This window comes from Mycobacterium sp. ABE4_509, from assembly GCF_056160785.1.
Genome location: NZ_JBSWXU010000017.1, coordinates 26040 through 42126 on the forward strand (window position 1 = coordinate 26040; position 16087 = coordinate 42126).

Annotated in this window: 13 protein-coding genes; 10 read left to right on the plus strand and 3 right to left on the minus strand. The window is 67.6% G+C overall.

Annotated elements, in window-relative coordinates; all coding sequences use genetic code 11:
• Window positions 1–5: 5 nt before the first annotated feature.
• The 9 genes from ACXAID_RS06160 to ACXAID_RS06200 all read left to right on the plus strand — a co-directional run bounded on the left by ACXAID_RS06160 (window position 6) and on the right by ACXAID_RS06200 (window position 11983).
• Window positions 6–3137, plus strand: a complete 3132-nt coding sequence (locus tag ACXAID_RS06160; protein ID WP_475021302.1) for an MMPL/RND family transporter — start codon at window positions 6–8, stop codon at window positions 3135–3137.
• A 119-nt stretch (window positions 3138–3256) separates the two neighbouring features.
• A complete protein-coding gene (locus tag ACXAID_RS06165; protein WP_475021303.1) occupies window positions 3257–3874 on the plus strand; it encodes a TetR/AcrR family transcriptional regulator in 618 nt (205 codons plus the stop codon).
• Window positions 3875–3912: 38 nt separating this feature from the next.
• Window positions 3913–4317, plus strand: a complete 405-nt coding sequence (locus ACXAID_RS06170) for an MmpS family transport accessory protein (protein ID WP_475021335.1) — start codon at window positions 3913–3915, stop codon at window positions 4315–4317.
• Window positions 4314–7235, plus strand: coding sequence for an MMPL/RND family transporter (locus ACXAID_RS06175; RefSeq protein ID WP_475021304.1), 2922 nt, complete (start codon window positions 4314–4316; stop codon window positions 7233–7235). The genes ACXAID_RS06170 and ACXAID_RS06175 overlap by 4 nt, the downstream gene beginning before the upstream one ends.
• Before the next feature lies 1 nt (window position 7236).
• Entirely contained in the window at window positions 7237–7716 is a 480-nt protein-coding gene (locus ACXAID_RS06180; RefSeq protein WP_475021305.1) for a hypothetical protein, read from the plus strand.
• 100 nt (window positions 7717–7816) lie between these two features.
• Complete coding sequence (gene dnaK / locus ACXAID_RS06185) at window positions 7817–9685, plus strand: molecular chaperone DnaK (protein WP_475021306.1); 1869 nt, start codon at window positions 7817–7819, stop codon at window positions 9683–9685.
• A complete protein-coding gene (gene grpE / locus ACXAID_RS06190) occupies window positions 9682–10305 on the plus strand; it encodes a nucleotide exchange factor GrpE (protein ID WP_475021307.1) in 624 nt (207 codons plus the stop codon). The genes dnaK and grpE overlap by 4 nt, the downstream gene beginning before the upstream one ends.
• A gap of 44 nt (window positions 10306–10349) precedes the next feature.
• Window positions 10350–11537 (plus strand): molecular chaperone DnaJ, encoded by a 1188-nt coding sequence (dnaJ, locus tag ACXAID_RS06195; RefSeq protein ID WP_475021308.1) that lies wholly within the window; start codon window positions 10350–10352, stop codon window positions 11535–11537.
• A 92-nt stretch (window positions 11538–11629) separates the two neighbouring features.
• Window positions 11630–11983, plus strand: coding sequence for a heat shock protein transcriptional repressor HspR (locus tag ACXAID_RS06200; RefSeq protein WP_475021309.1), 354 nt, complete (start codon window positions 11630–11632; stop codon window positions 11981–11983).
• Window positions 11984–11995: 12 nt separating this feature from the next.
• On the opposite strand, the gene ACXAID_RS06205 is transcribed toward ACXAID_RS06200, so the two are convergent.
• Window positions 11996–13243: an FAD-dependent oxidoreductase gene (locus ACXAID_RS06205; protein WP_475021310.1), complete on the minus strand. Its 1248-nt coding sequence runs from the start codon at window positions 13241–13243 to the stop codon at window positions 11996–11998.
• A gap of 121 nt (window positions 13244–13364) precedes the next feature.
• Between ACXAID_RS06205 and ACXAID_RS06210 the strand changes: the two genes are divergently transcribed.
• Complete coding sequence (locus ACXAID_RS06210) at window positions 13365–14003, plus strand: TetR/AcrR family transcriptional regulator (protein WP_475021311.1); 639 nt, start codon at window positions 13365–13367, stop codon at window positions 14001–14003.
• Here ACXAID_RS06210 and ACXAID_RS06215 read toward each other — a convergent pair.
• Both ACXAID_RS06215 and ACXAID_RS06220 read right to left on the minus strand, forming a co-directional pair.
• Window positions 13990–14892: an aldose 1-epimerase gene (locus ACXAID_RS06215; RefSeq protein ID WP_475021312.1), complete on the minus strand. Its 903-nt coding sequence runs from the start codon at window positions 14890–14892 to the stop codon at window positions 13990–13992. The two genes, ACXAID_RS06210 and ACXAID_RS06215, sit on opposite strands and share 14 nt — an antisense overlap.
• Window positions 14893–14916: 24 nt before the next feature.
• On the minus strand, window positions 14917–16083 hold the full coding sequence (locus ACXAID_RS06220) for an FAD-binding oxidoreductase (protein WP_475021313.1): 1167 nt from the start codon (window positions 16081–16083) through the stop codon (window positions 14917–14919).
• Between the last annotated feature and the right edge of the window lie 4 nt (window positions 16084–16087).

Here is a 16087-nt window from a genome sequence, read left to right on the forward strand (position 1 = left end):
GGCGCATGTCTCGGCGCGCCGATTCAGCGGATGCGTTGACTTCTCCGGTGTTCAGCGGGTTGGCGAAAGTGATCGTGCGCCACCCGCTGGTCGTCCTTGTCCTGTGGGTCGCGCTCGCGGCCACCCTGGCCATGACGGTGCCCACGCTGTCGTCGGTGGCCGAGCGCAATCCGCCCGGGTTCCTGCCCGACGACTCGGTCGTGCTCAACGCCGGCGACGACATGCAGGAGGCGTTCGCCGAGACCGGCGCCGGCAACGTCGCCATCGTCGTGCTGAGCAACGACGACGGGCTCACCGCCGCGGACGAGGCGACCTACCGCGAGCTCGTCGCCCGGCTGCGCGCCGACACCGACGACGTGCTCTCGACGCAGGACTTCATCACGATTCCCGAAATCCGTGAAGTCATGAGCAGCGAAGACGGCAAGGCCTGGCAGCTGCCGGTCAGCGCGGTGGGCGTCGTCGGCAACGCCGAGGGGCAGACGGCGTATCGCAACATCGTCGAGACGGTCAAGGAGGTCACCGCCGGCACGACGCTGGACGCGCAGGTGATCGGGCCGGCCGCGACCTTCGACGACGTGCTCAAGATCGGCGAGTCCGATCAGCACGTCATCGAGATCGCCACCATCCTGATCGTCCTGACGATCTTGATCATCGTGTACCGCAACGTGGTCGCGATGCTGCTCCCGTTGCTGATGATGGGCGTGGCGCTGGTCGTGGCGCAGGGCATGGTCGCCGGGCTCGGGGATCTGCGGATCCTGAGCCTGGGCCCGCAGACCCTGATGCTGATGACCGCGATGATGATGGGGGCGGCCACCGACTACGGGATCTTCCTGTTCAGCCGCTACCACGAATGCATCCGCGAGAACATGACCTCCGACGAGGCCGTGATCGGAGCGATGGACTCGATCGGCAAGGTCATCGCCGGTTCGGCGGGCACCACCGCGGTCACGTTCGTCGGCCTGTCGTTCACCGATCTGGCGGTGTTCTCCACGGTGGGTCCGGCGCTGTCGGTGACGATCCTGCTCGCCTTCGTGGCGTCGGTGACCCTGCTTCCGGCGATGCTGACGCTCGTCGGGCGCCGTGGCTGGGTCAAACCCCGCAAGGATCTGACCAGCCGCTGGTGGCGGCGGTCCGGGGTGCGCATCGTGCGCAAGCCTATCGGGCACCTGGCGGCCAGCCTGGTGGTGCTGATGGCGCTGGCCACCTGTGCCTCGATGGTCGAGTTCAACTACGACGACCGGCAGAACCTGCCCGCCGACGCGTCCAGCAACCTCGGCTACGCGGCGCTGGACGAGCATTTCCCGGTCAGCAGCACCGTGCAGCAGTTCATCCTGATCCAGTCGCCGCACGACCTGCGCACTCCCAAGGCGCTGGCCGATATGGAGCAGCTGGCGTTCCGGGTGACCCAGCTGCCCGACATCGACCTCGTCCGCGGCGTCACCCGGCCGACCGGGGAGATGCTCGAACAGGCCCGAGCCACCTACCAGGCCGGCGAGGTCGGCGGAAAGCTCGGTGAAGCGTCCACCCTGATCGACGACAACGACTCCAACCTGAACATGCTCAGCGGGGGAGCCGACCAGCTCGCCGATGCCCTGGCCGAGATCAAGTCCCAGGTGGTCAACGCGATCGCCGTGGTGCGGCCGCTGATGTCGGCACTGACCGACCTGCAGCAGCGCTACGGCGGCACCAAGACCCTCGACGAGATCGACAAGACGGCCAAGCTCGTCACCAACATGCGCTCGCTCGGTGACGCGCTGGGAGTGAACCTGGCCGACATCAGCGATGTCTACGGGTGGGCAGCCCCCGTCGTCACCGCACTCAACGGCAACCCAGTCTGTGATTCGAACCCGCGCTGCGTGGCCTCCCGCGCGGATCTGCAGCGCATCGTCACAGCCAAGGACGACGGCACCCTCGACAAGATCGCCGAGCTCGGCCGCCAGCTGCAGAACATGGAGGGCGGTCAGACCCTCGACGAGGCGGTGCGCAGCCTCGGCGGCGGGATGGAGGAGGCGCTGGCCGCCGCGCGCCAGCTGGGCCTCGACGACCCGGGCAGCATCCAGAACAACCTGCAGCAGCTGGAGCAGGGGGCCGGCCTGCTGTCGGATTCCAGCCGCCAGCTCGCCGAGGGCGTCCAGCTGCTGGTCGACCAGACCAGGCAGATGGGCGACGGCCTGGACCAGGCCTCGGCCTTCCTGCAGGCGATGAAACGTGAAGCCGCCGATCCGCAGATGTCCGGTTTCTACATTCCGCCGGAGGTCCTCACCCAGGAGGAGTTCAAGAAGGCCGCCGAGCTCTTCGTCTCCGAGGACGGCCACACGGTGCGCTACCTGGTGCAGACCGCGTTGAACCCGTTCGGCACCGACGCCATGGACCAGGTCGCCGAGATCGTCGAGCAGGCCGACAGCTCGCTTCCCAACACCAGCCTCGAAGATGCGGAGATCACCCTGGTGGGGTTCTCGGCGATCCAGAACGAGCTGCGCAACTACTACAACGGCGATGTGCAGTTCATCATCATCCTGACCCTGCTGGTGGTGTTCGGCATCCTGGCGATCCTGCTGCGGTCGCTGGTGGCGCCGGTCTACCTGGTCCTGTCGGTCGTGCTGTCCTACGTCTCGGCGCTGGGGATCGGCGTGGTCTTCTTCCAGTTCATCCTGGGCCAGCAGATCCAGTGGACGGTGCCGGGCATGGCGTTCCTGGTTCTCGTGGCGGTGGGCGCGGACTACAACCTGCTGCTCATCGCACGGATCCGGGATGAATCACGGCCCGGGATGCGTACCGCGGTGATCCGGACTGTCGGGGCGACCGGCAGCGTCATCACCTCCGCCGGTCTCATCTTCGCGGCCTCGATGTTCGGGCTCACGTTCTCCAGCCTCAACGCCGCGGTCCAGATCGGCTTCATCATCGGCGTGGGCCTGCTGCTGGACACCTTCATCGTGCGGACCGTGACGGTGCCGGCGATCGCGGTGCTGGTCGGCAAGTTCAGTTGGTGGCCGGGCAAGCCGGACTGGGAGGCCGAGGACGAGTCCGCGGCGCAGCCCCGTCCGCAGGTGCCGGGCGATGACCTGGTCGGCGCCATCGCCGGCGGGGACCCAGGCGCCGGCGACCGGCGCTCCGAAGGCCCCTGGCCCGGGTTGTAGGAACCACCTGCCCGGCCCGGGCTGATTCCGGGCATCTCGAAGGCTTTTCTGTCCGCTCTTGTGAGGCTACTATTTCCACCCATGCAGAATTCTTTGCGTGCGGAAATCCCGGCCGGGACATGACCGGCCCGCTGCCCGGCAAGCACACCGGCCGGCGGCCGGGGCCCAACACCACCCGGGCGCTGATCGCCGACACCGCCCGCAAGCAGTTCGCCGCGTTGGGCTACGACCGCACCTCGATGCGCCAGGTCGCCCGGGAGGCCGACGTCGATCCGACCCTGGTCGCCCACTACTTCGGCACCAAACTGGACCTGTTCCTGGCCGTCGTCGAACTGCCCTTCGACCCGGCGGCGTTGATCGACCGGGTGGTCGGCGGCGGACCGGATCATCGGGCGGGGGCCGGGACCCGGCTGGCGAACGCCCTGCTCGGCGTTCTCGACGACGAGATGCGCCGGCGCCCCATGGTGGGGATGATCCGCGCGGCCACCGCCGAACCGGAAGCAGCCCGGCTGGTGCGCGACTTCCTGACCCGCAACCTGCTGCTGCCGATCGCCGAGCGGCTGGAGGCCGACGATCCCGAATACCGGGCCGGTCTGGTGATGTCCCAGATCGTCGGGTTCACGCTGGCCCGCTACATCGTCGGGATCGAACCGCTGGCCGCTCACCCGCGCGAACGCGTGGCCGCCGATCTGGGCGCCACCCTGCAGCGCTATCTGCTGGGTGAGCTGAGCCGGTGACCGGCAGCGCGGCCGGCCGCTTCCTCGCTCGGCGATGGATGCTGCTGGTCGCGGTGCTGGTGATCGCGGTGGCCGGGTTCGCCGTGTACCGGCTGCACGGGCTTTTCGGCTCCGGCCACGACGTCTCGGCGGGCGGTGAGTTGCCCAACGACGCGGTGTCGCTGAACCCCAAGCGCGTCGTCATCGAGGTCTTCGGCGACCCGGGCGCGGTGGCGACGATCAGCTACGTCGACGTCGACGCCCAGCCGCAGCGCGTCGACGACGTCGTCCTGCCGTGGTCCTACGACGTGACCACCACCCAGCCAGGGGTGTTCGTCAACGTCGTCGCCCAGGGCGACGGCGATTCGCTGGGCTGCCGCATCACGATCGACGGCCAGGTGAAGGATCAGCGCACGGTCACCACGCACAACGCATACACCTACTGTCTGGAGAAGTCCGGATGAGCGGCGGCCGCATCGGGGACCGGTCGGTGGTGCGCCGGGTCTCGGGCGCCATCCGGTGGTGGTCGGTGCCGATCGTGTTGGCATGGTTGTTCATCGCGGTGCTGACCAACGTCTTCGTGCCGCAGCTCGAGGAAGTCGGTGAATCCCACAACGTCGGCCTGAGCTCACCGGACGCCCCGTCGCTGCAGGCCATGAAACGCATGGGCGCGGTGTTCGACGAATTCGACTCGGACAGTTCGGCGATGCTCGTGATCGAAGGTGAGCAGCCGCTGGGAGCCGAGGCGCACCGGTTCTACGACACCTTGATCGGCAAGCTGTCCCAGGACACCGCCCACGTGCAGCACATCCAGGACTTCTGGGGAGATCCGCTGACCGCAGGCGGGTCGCAGAGCAGCGACGGTAAGGCCGCCTACACACAGCTGTTCCTCGCCGGCAACCAGGGCGAGACGCTGTCACTGGAATCCGTTGCGGCCGTGCGCGACATCGTGGAGCACACGCCACCGCCACCAGGGGTCACAGCCTACGTGACCGGCGGCGCACCGCTGTTCGCCGATCAGATCCTGGTCGGCGGCGAGGGGCTGGTGCGGGTCACCCTGATCACCATCGGGGTGATCCTGGCGATGCTGCTGCTCATCTACCGGTCGATCGTGGCCACGGTCCTCGTGTTGCTGACCGTCATCGTCGAAATGAGCGCCGCCCGAGGCGTTGCCGCGCTGCTGGCCGACTCCGGGATCATCGGCCTGTCGACCTTCGCGACGAACCTGCTCACCCTGCTGGTGATCGCCGCCGGCACCGACTACGCGATCTTCCTGCTCGGCCGCTACCACGAAGCACGCCACGCCGGCGAGGACCGCGAAACCGCCTTCCACACGATGTATCGCACCACCGCGCATGTGGTTCTGGGGTCCGGGCTGACGGTCGCCGGTGCGGTGTTCTGTCTGAGCTTCACCCGGTTGCCGTACTTCCAGAGCATGGGTCCGCTGGGGGCGATCGGCGTACTGGTGGCGCTGGCTGCCGCGCTCACCCTGGCGCCCGCCATCGTCACCGTCGCAGCGGCTTTCGGGCTGCTGGACCCGCGGCGCGCGGTCCAGACCCGCCGATGGCGGCGCATCGGCACCGCCGTGGTGCGTTGGCCCGGGCCGATCCTGGTGGCCACCGTCGCGGTGGCCCTCGTCGGCCTGCTCGCCCTGCCCGGCTACAAGACCAGCTACGACCAGCGTCGGTACCTGCCCGCCGACACCCCGGCCAACCTCGGTTACGCGGCCGCCGAACGGCACTTCTCCGCGGCACGGCTCAACCCCGAGCTGCTGATGATCGAAACAGACCACGATCTGCGCACTCCGGCCGGCATGATCCTGCTGGAACGGGTGGCCAGGGCCGTGTTCCACACCGAGGGAATCGCCCAGGTGCAGTCCATCACCCGTCCGTTGGGCACCCCGCTGGACCACAGCTCGATCCCGTTCCAGATCAGCGCGCAGAGCATCGGTCAGATCGAGAACCTGCCCTACCAGCAGGACCGCGCGGCCGACCTGCTCACCCAGGTCGCCGAGATCGACAACGCCATCGGGCTGCTCAGACAGCAGTACGCGCTGCAGCAGCAGGCCAACGCCGCGACGCACGATCAGCTCGAGGCGTTCCACGACACCGTCGCCGTGGCCGAAGAGCTGCGCGACAAGATCGCCAACTTCGACGACCAGTTCCGGCCGCTGCGCGCGTATTTCTACTGGGAGCCGCACTGTTACGACATCCCGATGTGCGCGGCGCTGAGATCGGTCTTCGACGCACTCGACGGCATCGACGCCCTGACCGACAAGCTGGGCGACGTCACCGCCAGTCTCGACGAGCTCAACGCGCTGCAGCCGCAACTGCTCGCCCTGATCCCGCCCCAGATCGCCAGCCAGCAGACCAACCGCGATCTGGCGATGACCAACTACGCCACCCAGTCGGGCATCCTCGCCTACACCGAGGAGGCCCTGGAGAACGCGACCGCGATGGGGCAGGCGTTCGACGCCGCCAAGAACGACGACTCGTTCTACGTGCCGCCCGAGGTGTTCGACAACCCCGACTTCCAGCGGGGTCTGCAACTGTTCCTCTCACCGGACGGCACGGCAGCCCGGATGATCATCACCCACGACGGCGATCCTGCGACCCTGGAAGGGATCTCGCACATCGACGCCATCCGTGCGGCAGCCGAGGACGCGGTCAAGGGCACCCCGCTGGGTAACGCCGACATCTACATCGGCGGCGCCGCCTCCACCTACAAGGACATCAGTGAGGCCGCCAGGTACGACCTGATGATCGCCGCCATCGCCGCGATGAGCCTGATTCTGCTGATCATGGTGTTCATCACCCGCAGCCTGGTCGCCGCGCTGGTGATCGTCGGCACGGTGGTGTTGTCGCTGGGGGCGTCGTTCGGCCTGTCGGTACTGCTGTGGCAGCACATCCTCGGGATCCAACTGCTCTGGATCGTGCTCGCCCTGTCGGTCATCCTGCTGTTGGCCGTCGGCTCCGACTACAACCTGCTGCTGATCTCGCGGTTCAAAGAGGAGATCCATTCCGGGCTCAACACCGGGATCATCCGCGCCATGGCCGGTTCCGGCTCGGTGGTCACCGCAGCCGGCCTGGTGTTCGCCGCGACGATGGCATCGTTCATCTTCAGCGACCTGCGCGCGATCGGCCAGGTCGGCACCACCATCGCGCTCGGTCTGCTGTTCGACACGCTGATCGTGCGGGCCTTCATGACTCCGTCGATCGCCGCGCTGCTGGGGCGATGGTTCTGGTGGCCGCTGCGGGTGCGCCCCCGCCCCGCCAGCCGGATGCTGCAGCCGTACGGATCCCGGCCCGCGGTGCGCCAACTGCTGTTGTGGGACGACGGTGACGAGTCCGCCCCGGCACACACCGACAGCGCGAAGGACTGACATGACGACGATGGGCGGCTACGGCTATCTGGCAGCGGCTTCCGCGGTGGCCGCACTGGTGTTCGGCGCGCTCGCCACGGTGTTCGTCCGGCGGCTGCTGCAGCGCCCGAGCACCCCGGCGGCCGAGGCGATCGGCGGGGTCGGCGCGCTGTTGGCCAAGGTGCGCGAGCACGGGCCGATGTCGCAGGACGAGGCGGACGCCGCGGCCCGCATCATCGCCGACCGCAGCGCGCCGCTGGCCTACTGCGTGCCCGCGGCGCTGTTCGCCGTCGGCAGCCTCTACGTGTTCGGCAAGCTCGAACAACTGCACGGCGCCACGCCGTCCTGGGCGACGTTCATCGGGGTACTGCCGATGCTGGGGGCTCTGAACATGACCGGGCAGCTGCACCGGATCGGTCGGCTGAAGCGAGCTCTGGACAGCACACCGGTGGGCATCGGGAACAAATCGGGTACCCGCTCGGTTGACTCCAGCGATAGTTGAGTGACATCGACTCAAGTCCAGCTTGACACGAGAGTGGCAGCAGAGGCAGGCTTGAGCGCGGTGCACTCAGTCCAAACGTTCTACTCAGGAGGCAGTAACTATGGCTCGTGCGGTCGGTATCGACCTCGGGACCACCAACTCCGTCGTCTCAGTGCTCGAGGGTGGCGACCCCGTCGTCGTCGCCAACTCCGAAGGCTCCCGGACCACCCCGTCGATCGTCGCGTTCGCGCGCAACGGTGAGGTGCTGGTCGGCCAGCCCGCCAAGAACCAGGCCGTCACCAACGTGGACCGGACCATCCGGTCGGTGAAGCGGCACATGGGCTCGGACTGGAACGTCGAGATCGACGACAAGAACTACACGCCGCAGGAGATCAGCGCGCGTGTTCTGATGAAGCTCAAGCGCGACGCCGAGAGCTACCTCGGTGAGGACATCACCGACGCGGTTATCACCGTGCCCGCCTACTTCAACGACGCTCAGCGCCAGGCCACCAAGGAAGCCGGCCAGATCGCCGGCATGAACGTGCTGCGCATCGTCAACGAACCGACCGCGGCCGCCCTGGCCTACGGCCTGGACAAGGGCGAGAAGGAACAGACCATCCTGGTCTTCGACCTCGGTGGTGGCACCTTCGACGTCTCGCTGCTCGAGATCGGCGAGGGTGTGGTCGAGGTGCGCGCCACCTCCGGTGACAACCACCTCGGCGGCGACGACTGGGACGACCGGATCGTCGAATGGCTCGTCGACAAGTTCAAGGCCAGCAGCGGCATCGACCTGACCAAGGACAAAATGGCGATGCAGCGGCTGCGTGAGGCCGCCGAGAAGGCCAAGATCGAGCTGTCGAGCTCGCAGAGCACGTCGATCAACCTGCCCTACATCACCGTCGACTCCGAGAAGAACCCGCTGTTCCTCGACGAGCAGCTGACCCGCGCGGAGTTCCAGCGCATCACCCAGGATCTGCTGGACCGTACCCGTCAGCCGTTCCAGTCGGTGATCAAGGACGCCGGCATCTCGGTCGGCGAGATCGACCACGTGGTGCTCGTCGGTGGTTCCACCCGGATGCCCGCGGTGTCCGAACTGGTCAAGGAGATGACCGGCGGTAAGGAGCCCAACAAGGGCGTCAACCCCGATGAAGTTGTGGCGGTCGGAGCGGCGCTCCAAGCCGGTGTGCTCAAGGGTGAGGTCAAAGACGTTCTGCTGCTTGACGTCACACCGCTTTCCCTGGGTATCGAAACCAAGGGTGGCGTGATGACCAAGCTCATCGAACGCAACACCACCATCCCGACCAAGCGCTCGGAGACCTTCACCACCGCCGACGACAACCAGCCGTCGGTGCAGATCCAGGTGTTCCAGGGTGAACGCGAGATCGCCGCGCACAACAAGCTGCTCGGCAGCTTCGAGTTGACCGGCATCCCGCCCGCCCCGCGCGGTGTCCCGCAGATCGAGGTCACCTTCGACATCGACGCCAACGGCATCGTGCACGTGACCGCCAAGGACAAGGGCACCGGCAAAGAGAACACCATCCGCATCCAGGAGGGCTCCGGCCTTTCCAAGGAAGAGATCGACCGGATGGTCAAGGACGCCGAGGCTCACGCCGAGGAGGACCGCAAGCGCCGCGAGGAGGCCGACGTCCGCAACCAGGCCGAGTCGCTGGTCTACCAGACGGAGAAGTTCGTCAAGGAGCAGCGCGAGGGCGAGGGTGGATCCAAGGTTCCCGCGGACACCCTGACTAAGGTCGACGCCGCGATCAGCGAGGCCAAGACGGCCATGGAAGGTACCGACATCGGTGCCATCAAGACCGCCATGGAGAAGCTGGGCGAGGAGAGCCAGGCACTGGGCCAGGCCATCTACGAGGCCACCCAGGCCGAGCAGGCTGCGGCCGGCGGCCAGGAAGGCGCTGCCGACGGTCCGGCCGGATCCGCCGATGACGTTGTCGATGCCGAGGTAGTCGAGGACGACCAGGAGCGCAAGTGAGTTCAGCCGATCCAGCAGATCGAGAAGAGCCGATCACCGTCACCGACAAACGCCGTATCGATCCGAACACCGGTCAGGTTCGCGAGAACCCGGCCTCCGGGCCGGCCCCTGGTGGGCCGGCACCGGACGAGTTCGCCGGCGAATCCCCGGAGGAGGCCGGCAAGGCCGCTGAGCTGCTCAGCGACCTGCAGCGCGTGCAGGCCGATTTCGCCAACTACCGCAAGCGGGCGTTGCGTGATCAGCAGGTGATCGCCGACCGGGCCAAGGCGACGGTGATCGGGCAGCTGTTGCCGATTCTCGACGACCTCGAGCGGGCGCGCAGCCACGGTGACCTGGAATCCGGGCCGCTGCGGGCGGTCGCCGACAAGCTCGTCAGTGCGCTTGAGGGCCTGGGGCTTTCACCGTTCGGCGAGGAAGGCGACGAGTTCGACCCGGGCCTGCACGAAGCGGTGCAGCATGAGGGCGACGGCACCCATCCGGTGGTCGGGACCGTCATGCGCAAGGGTTACCGGGTCGGCGAGCAGGTGGTTCGCCACGCCATGGTCGGCGTGGTGGACACGGTGCCCGACGCGGCCGGTTCGGATGCGGATTCGCAGGCCGATCCGCCTTCAGAATCGTAAGAATTGTCCAGTACGCGAACGAGCAGGTGAGGAGGTGACGCGATATGGCCCAACGAGAATGGGTTGAGAAGGACTTCTACAAGGAGCTCGGCGTCGCCTCCGACGCCAGCCAGGAGGAGATCAAGCGGGCTGCCCGCAAGATCCTCGCCGAGAACCACCCTGACCGGAACCCGGGTAACACCGTGGCCGAGGAGCGGTACAAGTCCGCGTCCGAGGCCAAGGAGGTGCTCAGCGATCCGGCCAAACGCAAGGAGTACGACGAAACCCGGCGGCTGTTCGCGGGCGGCGGGTTCGGTCGTGGCCGCTTCAGTGACGGCGGCGGCGGCGGCTTCGGCGGCTTCGGCGCGGGCGACGGCCAGGAGTTCAATCTCAACGATCTGTTCGACGCCGCCGGCCAGACCGGCGGCGCGAACATCGGCGATCTGTTCGGCGGTCTGTTCGGCCGCGGTGGGGCCCAGGCGCGTCCGTCGCGGCCTCGCCGGGGCAACGATCTCGAAACCGAGACCGAGCTGTCCTTCCTGGAGGCCACCAAGGGGGTGGCGATGCCGTTGCGGCTCACCAGCCCCGCTCCGTGCACCAACTGTCACGGCAGTGGTGCCCGGCCGGGGACCAGCCCCAAGGTGTGCCCGAGCTGCAATGGCGCCGGAGTCATCAGCCGAAACCAGGGTGCGTTCGGGTTCTCCGAGCCGTGCGCCGAGTGCCGTGGCAGCGGCTCGATCATCGAGCATCCGTGTGAGGAGTGCCGCGGTACCGGGGTGACCACCCGTACCCGCACGATCAACGTGCGGATCCCGCCCGGTGTGGAGGACGGTCAACGCATCCGGCTGGCCGGGCAGGGCGAGGCGGGGTTGCGCGGCGCACCGTCGGGCGACCTGTATGTCACCGTCCATGTCCGGCCCGACAAGGTCTTCGGGCGTAGCGGTGACGACCTGACGGTGACCGTTCCGGTCAGTTTCCACGAACTCGCTTTGGGGACCACGCTTTCGGTACCGACCCTGGAGGGAAAGGTCGGCGTGCGGGTGCCCAAGGGCACCGCCGACGGCCGGATCCTGCGGGTGCGCGATCGCGGGGTGCCCAAGCGTTCCGGGGGCAACGGCGATCTGCTGGTCACCGTGAAGGTGGCGGTGCCGCCGAACGTCGACGGTGAGGCCGCCGAGGCGCTGGAGGCCTATGCGAAGGCCGAGCGCGCCAGTGGTTTCGACCCGCGGGCCGGATGGGCGGGGAACCGATGAGCGCTCGCGCGAAGAGGCGAGGTTTTCGATGAGCGCTCGCGCGAAGAGGCGAGGTTCCCGATGAGCGCTCGCGCGAAGGGGCGAGGTTCGCGATGAGAGACGAGGCCCGGACGTTCCTGATCTCGGTGGCGGCCGAGCTGGCCGGTATGCATGCGCAGACGCTGCGCACCTACGACCGGCTCGGCCTGGTCACCCCGCAGCGCAGTTCCGGTGGAGGGCGCCGCTATTCGCAGCGCGACGTCGACCTGCTCCGGGAGGTGCAGCGGCTCTCCCAGGACGAGGGCGTCAACCTTGCCGGGATCAAGCGGATCATCGAGCTGACCAATCAGGTCGAGGCGCTGCAGTCCCGGGTTCGGGAGCTGTCCGAAGAGGTCGAGCAACTGCGTGCGCAGCCGCGGGCCAAGAGCACCGCCCTGGTGGTGTGGCAGCCGCGCAACCAGCGCTAGCGGGATCGTTCGCTACCGCGCCGAGGCCAGGGCACGCTCGGCGAGCGTGTCGGGATCAGGTTGCTCGTCGAGCAGTCGTTGAATGGGCCGAAACGATCTCTCCACGCTGACGGCTCGCAGCACCAGGTCGCGGACGGTCGCCAGCAGTCGATTGCGGGTGAACATCACTTTGGCCAGTTGCCGTGAGTTGCTTTGGGCGGCTTCGACCCGTGGGCGCTGAGCGTGTTCATACGCGCGGATCAGGCCGGGTATCCGCGACCGGTTTGCGCGTCGCAACATGCGACCGAGAACCCATGCCGACTCCATCGCCATGCCCGCCCCGATGCCTGCGGTGGGCAGGAAGCCGGCAGCGGCATCGCCCAGTAGCACGGTGCGTCGTGTGGTCCACACCGGTGCCCGGCAATCGGTGAGCGACCAGTAGTACGCGTCCGGGTGTGCGGTCGCGGCGTTGAGGGCGCGGGCCAGTCTTGCGTCGGGTGTCCTGATCGTGCGGCGGATACGGTCGACGAACGTCGAGGTATCCCGGGTCTGGGCGCGTGGCCCGGAGACGAAGACGCCCAGTTCGCCTGCGACCGGGTACATTCCGACGAAGAAGCCGGCCCCCCAGTACTCCTCGGCAGCTCCGGCGTCGGTAGCGTCGGTGTCGGGCGCCGCCCACATCACCCAGCCACCGCAATCGGTGTCGACGACCTCGACGGTGTCGTTGTCGAGTACGAGGTCGCGGGTTGTCGAGTGCATTCCGTCGGCGATGACGACGAGATCGAATTCGAGGTGGTGCATTCCACCCGCCGACTTGACGGAAACTTCTGCGGTGGATCGGCTTTCATTGAGCTCGGAGACTGTCGAGTCGAAACTGACCGCGCATCCGTCGGTGGCCAGCGCATCGACCAGCGCACCTCGGGCGATGCCGCGATAGTCTCCGAAACGGTCCAGAACGGCGGCCATCGTATCGTCACGCAGGGTGCGGCCGGTGTGTCCGTGCACGACGTAGCGTTCGAGAGGCACGCTCGTAGCGCGGTATGCCTCATGAACGCCGAGATCGTCGAGTACCGGGTCGACGATCGGCATCAGTCCGAGCATGTAGCCCCCGGGTTCGGGGCTGTCGCCTCGCTCGATGAGTACCGGATGGCGCCCGTCACGGCGGAGGAGTTGGGCGATGGTGACGCCGGCGATCCCCGCTCCCACCACCAGCACTCTGAGGTCGTCGGCGGCCGCGGCGTGGTACTGCGCGTGGAGATCGGTGGGGATGAGCATACGCATGCTCCCTTTTCTAGTAGCGGTTGATTGTGACTGTAGCAATGTGTGGACCGGTCGGTCCACACGCTGTGGACCGACCGGTTCACAGCATTTCCGGTCGGCGGTCGACTGCTACGATGCGTCCATGCGCACCGGCCGGATCGATGACATGGCGGTCGACCGCCGCCGCGAGTTGGTCGCCGTTGCCGCATGTGAATTCAGCAGTGCCGGCTACCGGAACGCCTCGCTGAACCGTATCGTCGAGACATGCAGGATGAGCAAGAGTTCGTTCTACTATTTTCTGCCGTCCAAGGCCGCGCTATTCGATTTCGTCGTTAGGGAATTGATCGGGGACCTGGCCGCGGAGGTCGCCATCGCCGCGCCTGAGGAATTCAGTGGGCCCGGCTACTGGAGAAAACTCGAGGAGTTCTTCTGGGAGCTCATTGTCGTGATGCAGCGACGCGAGTCCTACCTCGCGCTGGGCCGGATGTTCTACGCGGCGGCACCCGAGACCGCCAAGGCCGCGATCGAGGGCACCTTCGGGGCGATCCGGGCCTGGGTCGAAGAAGTTCTGCAGGTGGGGCGAAGAGCGGATGTCGTGCGCACCGACTTGCCGGAAGCGCTGCAGTACAGCCTCATCCTGGGGATTCTGCAGGTGTTCGACGAATGGACGCTGGCGCATTTCGAGGAATTCGCAGCCGACGAGCTGAGCGCTCTCGCCGCCGCGCAGTTCGCGACCCTGCGGCGGGTTCTCGAGGCGGCAGGGACCGCTAGCTCACCTTGATCCGGAACTGGGCGGTCGCCGACTCACCCGGCTGCACCTCGCGGTAGCCGCCCAGCCGAAGCGCATCGGTGGCGGCGGCCATCGGTTCGAAGCAGACGACGTCGTCGTTCGCGGGTGCGAATACCTGTGCGGCGGTGTAGCCGGTGTCGAAGTGGACCTCGATGCGCCGGTCGCCACCGGACACCGCGAACATCGATCCCTCGGGGACCTCGTCGAAGCCATCGTCGATGACTTTGTCGTCCAATGTCTCCGAGGTGGCCGGGTGAGCGATCGCCGCCCCGGTCGGGATGCCCCACGGATTGACCGGCCGGTGCCGCATCGCCGGCGTCTCGATCTGCCACTGGGCTCGTGGAATGCCCGGAAGTCGCAGGTAGGGGTGGAAACCGAAGCACATCGGCACCCGTGACCCAGTGGTGGCGGTGACGGTCGTCCGCACTGTCAGCGTGCGGTCCATCAGCGTGATGTCCAGGGTCAGCAGGTGCGGGAACGGGAACGCCGCGAGCAACCCGGGCCGTGCGGCGAAGTCCAGTTCTGCGGTCAGCTGCGATTCCAGTTCGGTGGTGACGTGCCAGTCCGGGTAGGCGGCCAGGGTGCCGTGGATCGGCACACCGTGCTCGTCGGTGCGCACCCCGCCGGTGCCCGGGGTCAACGTCACGACGGCACCGTCCACGCCGTAGCCGTTGCTGCTGAGCCGGTTCGCCCACGGATACAGAATCGGGATGCCCATCGTCTTGTGGTTGGACACGTAGGCCTGCAGGCCGCGGCGCTGGCCCAGCAGCTCTGCGCCGGCGTCGGAGAGCGAGGTGGCGATCATGCCGGCTTGAGGGACGTAGGTCGCGGTCAGGGCCGACGACGGGTCGCGCAGCGTGACGGTTTCGAACTCGGGCATGCCCCCGATCCTGCCAGGGCGGGCTCAGCTGGCCAGTGGATCGTGCTGGATTCGTTCCGCGGGGGCGCCTTTGGCGATCAGCGCGGCCCGGGTCGCGGTCACCATCGTCGGCCCCCCGCAGACCAGGATCTGGCGGTCGCCCCAGCTCCCGTAGTGGGTGACCACTTCGGGCAGGGTGCCGGTCTGGCGGACGTGCAGGCCGCGCGGCGGGGTCGGATCGGGGTAGTCGGCGGCCCACGGCGGGTCGAACGTCAGCTCGGACACCGGTGTCACCGACAGCCAGCGGTTGGTCGAGGCGATCTCCCACAGCGTGGGTAGGTCGTAGAGCTCGCACGGGTGTTTCGCCCCGAAGAACAGATGTACCCGCGGGTTCTCCGCGAACTGGGCCAGCTCCATGATCAGCGCGCGCAGCGGCGCCAATCCGGTGCGGCCGGCCACCATCAGCACGTCGCCGCCGTCACGGTCGACGTGCAGGGCTCCGTGCGGATTCGACAGCCGCCACCGGTCACCGGGCCGGGTTTCGCCGAGGATCGTGGTGGACACCATGCCGCCGGGCACCGAGCGGACGTGGAACTCGACGTAGCCCTGGGGGTCGGCCGGCATCGCCGGACTCAGGTAGCGCCAGCGGCGCGGCCACTGGGGAACCTGAACCGGGACGTACTGCCCGGGCAGGTAGCTCAGCGGATGGTCCATCTTGAGCCGGATCACCGAGATGTCGCGGGTCGGTCGAAGATGCTCGAGCACGGTTCCGTCGCTGAACGGCGGGCTGGTCTCGGCGTCGGCGGCACCGCTCATCACGCCGACGGCGAGGGCGACCACATCGGTGACGGCTTCGGCGGTCGGCGGGTCCCACCGGTCGCCGAGGTGTGTGCGCAGTGTTTCCAGCAGCGCGTCCTGCACCATGCTGTAGTGGGCCGGGGTGACTCCGTACTTGCGGTGGTCGCGGCCGAGCTGGGCCAGGAAGGCCACCGGCTCTTCGGCGCGCTGGGCGATCAACTCGTCGCACAGCCAGCTCAGGGCCTCGGCGAAGACGAGTCGCTGCCTGGTCATGTCGGGCGGGAACAGGTCACGCGCGGACAGGTCTGCGGCGAACCACCTGGTGTAGAAGTCACGGATGAGCGGTTCGGACTCGGGCCCCGGCGTCACCGCGGCACGAAGTGTGCGCAACGCCTGGCGATCTTCGAGTCCCACGCCG

Excerpts from the sequence above, each read along its gene's own strand:
- ACXAID_RS06200 (WP_475021309.1), top strand. The coding sequence starts at position 11,630 with ATGAGAGACGAGGCCCGGACGTTCCTGATCTCGGTGGCGGCCGAGCTG.
- ACXAID_RS06175 (WP_475021304.1), top strand. The coding sequence starts at position 4,314 with ATGAGCGGCGGCCGCATCGGGGACCGGTCGGTGGTGCGCCGGGTCTCG.
- dnaJ (WP_475021308.1), top strand. The coding sequence starts at position 10,350 with ATGGCCCAACGAGAATGGGTTGAGAAGGACTTCTACAAGGAGCTCGGC.
- ACXAID_RS06215 (WP_475021312.1), bottom strand. The coding sequence starts at position 14,892 with ATGCCCGAGTTCGAAACCGTCACGCTGCGCGACCCGTCGTCGGCCCTG.
- ACXAID_RS06160 (WP_475021302.1), top strand. The coding sequence starts at position 6 with ATGTCTCGGCGCGCCGATTCAGCGGATGCGTTGACTTCTCCGGTGTTC.
- dnaK (WP_475021306.1), top strand. The coding sequence starts at position 7,817 with ATGGCTCGTGCGGTCGGTATCGACCTCGGGACCACCAACTCCGTCGTC.
- ACXAID_RS06165 (WP_475021303.1), top strand. The coding sequence starts at position 3,257 with ATGACCGGCCCGCTGCCCGGCAAGCACACCGGCCGGCGGCCGGGGCCC.
- ACXAID_RS06170 (WP_475021335.1), top strand. The coding sequence starts at position 3,913 with ATGCTGCTGGTCGCGGTGCTGGTGATCGCGGTGGCCGGGTTCGCCGTG.
- ACXAID_RS06205 (WP_475021310.1), bottom strand. The coding sequence starts at position 13,243 with ATGCGTATGCTCATCCCCACCGATCTCCACGCGCAGTACCACGCCGCG.
- ACXAID_RS06180 (WP_475021305.1), top strand. The coding sequence starts at position 7,237 with ATGACGACGATGGGCGGCTACGGCTATCTGGCAGCGGCTTCCGCGGTG.
- ACXAID_RS06210 (WP_475021311.1), top strand. The coding sequence starts at position 13,365 with ATGCGCACCGGCCGGATCGATGACATGGCGGTCGACCGCCGCCGCGAG.